This window comes from Aneurinibacillus danicus (genome assembly GCF_007991215.1).
GTDB lineage: Bacteria > Bacillota > Bacilli > Aneurinibacillales > Aneurinibacillaceae > Aneurinibacillus > Aneurinibacillus danicus.
The window spans coordinates 1-3616 of record NZ_BJXX01000065.1; the positions used below are offsets into that span (position 1 = coordinate 1).

Genomic DNA, 3616 nt, shown 5'->3' on the forward strand with positions numbered 1-3616 from the left:
ATTATTTTCATGTCGGGGTTGCGGCTGAAAAACCATGATCGTTTTCTGTGAAAGAAAAGAATTCCTCCTATTATTAATTACAAAACTTGCGTTTGTCAAACATCATTCCTGTTTTTTATCCGGACGAAGGCCGGTCCGGGCAGTTGTATGACTTGCTGTTTTACTTGCAAAGATAGCAAAAGATAATGCAAATAGCTAGAGGAAAACGACGTTCGACATAAAATCTCTTCATATGACACCGCTTCCCAGCCGACTGCCGCCAATACAATCTCTTCCTCCGGAGTGAGCGACAAAAGACCATGATCATCAGTACAGGCTACACTTTTATTTACTCCAGAAACGAGCATTGGATATTCATTTAGGATATCCTGTATCGTTTGCGTAAGCTTTGCTCCCTGCTGAATGAGCCAGTGGGATCCGGCGCTTTTGGGAGAATGAATCGAACCGGGAATGGCAAATACGTCCCTCCCCTGGTCTATGGCCAGATCAGCTGTGATTAATGAACCGCTGCGCGACGCCGCCTCTACGACAAGCACTCCCTGGCTCAGTCCACTAATAATACGGTTGCGCTCGGGGAAAAAACCACGCTGCGGTTCCATGCCGGGAGGGTACTCGGATACAATAAGCCCCTTTTGCCGTATTTCCATGGCCAGCGCGCGATTTTCAGGAGGGTATACAATGTTGACACCGCATCCCAGTACCGCAATAGTAGATCCGCCCCCGGCCAGGGCGCCACGATGCGCTTCACCGTCAATCCCCCGTGCCATACCCGAGACAATGGTCACTCCCCGCTCCGCCAATTCACGCGCCATTTGGCGGGCAACCGTTTTTCCGTAAGCGGTTGGTTTGCGCGTTCCAATAATCGCGAACGAAGGTTGATGCAATAATGTTTTATTGCCGATTATGTATAAAACTTCGGGCGGGTCGGGAATTTCGCGCAACAAAGCAGGATATTCGGAACTGCATTGCGTAAGCAATCCGATTCCTTCCGCCTGCCATCTCTGCACCCGCGATACAGCGTCCCTGAGGGAAAATTCCATTCGAATTTTTTCCGCTACTTTAGGAGAAACAGCCAGCATCTTCTGTATATCCTGCACGGAGCAGCGTGAGAAATCGACCGCTTCATCAAGCTTTCGTGCAGCGCGCAGTACAGTTCGCCCCACCCGATTAATATGTGATAGAGCCAGCAGCATGTACTCTCTTTTTTCCATTTTTCCTCACTCCTCTTCTTTTTTTCATTAATTTCGAGGAAGTGTATGGAAAATCCTTCCATACTATTGGCTGAGTAATGTCGAAAAAGGAGCGCTGTAACAGCGCTCCTTTTTTACATGTAACTCCCCTTATTTAACTGTTTTGCACACTTCAAGCAGACCATGATCTTTAAGGACTTCAATCATTGTTTCGCCCATTACGGCCGGTGTTTTCGCTACGCGGATGCCGCATGCTTCCATCGTTCTAATCTTCTCGGCAGCCGTTCCTTTACCGCCGGAAATAATCGCGCCCGCATGGCCCATGCGTTTTCCCGGAGGTGCCGTTTGACCGCCGATAAAGCCGACAACCGGCTTCTTCATGTTGGCTTTCACCCATTCAGCCGCTTCTTCTTCCGCCGTACCGCCGATTTCACCGATCATGATCACAGCTTCCGTGTTCGGATCCTCATTGAATAACTTGAGGCAGTCGATAAAGTTCGTACCGTTAACCGGGTCACCACCGATACCCACAGCAGTGGACTGGCCGATGCCGTTTGTCGTTAATTGATGAACCGCCTCGTACGTAAGGGTTCCGGAGCGAGACACGATACCTATTTTACCAGGCGCATGGATGTAGCCCGGCATGATACCGATTTTACACTCGCCCGGCGTGATAACGCCAGGGCAGTTCGGCCCGATAAGGCGCGTCTTGCTGCCTTCCATATAGCGTTTTACTTTTACCATGTCAAGCACGGGGATCCCTTCTGTGATACAAATAACAAGCTCCAGTTCCGCGTCTACCGCTTCCATAATGGAATCAGCCGCAAATGCCGGCGGAACGTAAATAACGGACGCATTCGCGCCTGTTTCTTTTACTGCTTCACGTACCGTATTGAATACAGGAATTCCTTCGAATTCCATGCCTCCTTTACCCGGTGTAACACCGCCGACCATTTTTGTGCCGTACTCAACAGCTTGTCTTGTATGGAATGCACCCGTAGCGCCAGTGATACCCTGGGTGATTACTTTTGTATCTTTGTTAATAAGAATACTCATAGCTCTCCAGTCCCACCTTTCTTATTTCACCAAGGAAACGATTTTTTCCGCACCGTCTGCCATTGACTCCGCAGCTACAATGTTAAGGCCGGATTCGTTAAGGATTTTCTTACCGAGATCTACGTTCGTACCTTCAAGGCGCACGACAAGCGGACGGTCGAGTCCCACTTGCTTCGCCGCTTCTACTACACCTTCCGCGATAACGTCACACTTCATGATGCCGCCGAAGATGTTGATGAAAATGCCTTTTACGTTTTCATCGGACAGAATCAGTTTAAAAGCAGCCGTAACTTTCTCAGTCGTCGCACCGCCGCCAACGTCAAGGAAGTTGGCCGGCTCGCCGCCGTAAAATTTGATAATATCCATTGTCGCCATCGCAAGCCCTGCACCGTTAACCATGCAGCCGATGTTACCGTCGAGCGCAATGTAGTTCAAATCATAGTTGGATGCTTCGATTTCCTTTGGATCTTCTTCATCAAGGTCACGCAGCTTCATTACGTCCTGATGACGGTACAGTGCATTGGAGTCGAAGTTCAACTTCGCATCGAGTGCCATTACGTTTCCGTCGCCTGTCACAACAAGCGGATTGATTTCCGCGATTGAGCAATCTTTGTCAACAAATGCCTGGTACAAACCCATCATGAACTTCACGGCTTTGTTTACCAGGTTATTCGGAATATTGATAGAGAACGCGAGTTTACGCGCTTGGAAAGGCAGCAATCCTACAGCCGGGTCAATAACCTCTTTGAAGATTTTTTCAGGTGTTTTTGCTGCTACCTCTTCAATTTCCGTACCGCCTTCTTCGGATGCCATCATAACAACGCGGTTTGTGTTGCGGTCTACAACAACACCTACATAGTATTCTTTTTGAATGTCGCATCCTTCTTCAATAAGCAGGCGCTTTACTTCTTTGCCTTCCGGGCCGGTCTGGTGAGTAACGAGTACTTTGCCCAGAATCTCCTGCGCGTATGTACGAACTTCATCGAGGTTTTTTGCAATTTTAACCCCCCCTGCTTTACCGCGTCCGCCGGCATGGATTTGCGCTTTTACCACGTATACGTTCGCGTCCAGCTCTTTTGCCGCTTCTACCGCTTCATTTACCGTGAATGCCACTTTCCCGTTCGGCACGACCACGCCGTACTGCTTAAGTATCTCTTTGCCTTGATACTCGTGGATATTCATTCTCCATCCTCCTAACCACATTTTGCATAAAATAAACGCATCAAGCTTCTCCCCTGTAAGCTCGTCTGCGCATACAGTATAGCTTATTCGGCATAATTCGGCAAATCCCTGCAAGCATTTCGCATTTTTCTGTGAAAATTGTGAGGAAAGAAGGAGAGAAAGAGGAAAAAAGATCCAGGGTAGAAAAA

3 protein-coding genes are annotated in these 3616 nt (G+C 48.6%); all 3 read right to left on the reverse strand.

Annotation, left to right across the window (positions count from 1 at the left end; all coding sequences use genetic code 11):
* Positions 1-95: 95 nt before the first annotated feature.
* Positions 96-1211 (reverse strand): DNA-processing protein DprA, encoded by a 1116-nt coding sequence (gene dprA / locus ADA01nite_RS07880; RefSeq protein ID WP_146809403.1) that lies wholly within the window; start codon positions 1209-1211, stop codon positions 96-98.
* 129 nt (positions 1212-1340) lie between these two features.
* Complete coding sequence (gene sucD / locus ADA01nite_RS07885) at positions 1341-2246, reverse strand: succinate--CoA ligase subunit alpha (protein WP_146809404.1); 906 nt, start codon at positions 2244-2246, stop codon at positions 1341-1343.
* A gap of 21 nt (positions 2247-2267) precedes the next feature.
* Positions 2268-3428 carry an ADP-forming succinate--CoA ligase subunit beta gene (gene sucC, locus ADA01nite_RS07890; RefSeq protein WP_146809405.1) on the reverse strand — a complete coding sequence of 387 codons (1161 nt, stop codon included), beginning with the start codon at positions 3426-3428 and terminating at the stop codon, positions 2268-2270.
* Positions 3429-3616 lie beyond the last annotated feature (188 nt).

Coding starts and splice junctions, on each gene's coding strand:
- dprA (WP_146809403.1), bottom strand. CDS start 1,211: ATGGAAAAAAGAGAGTACATGCTGCTGGCTCTATCACATATTAATCGG.
- sucD (WP_146809404.1), bottom strand. CDS start 2,246: ATGAGTATTCTTATTAACAAAGATACAAAAGTAATCACCCAGGGTATC.
- sucC (WP_146809405.1), bottom strand. CDS start 3,428: ATGAATATCCACGAGTATCAAGGCAAAGAGATACTTAAGCAGTACGGC.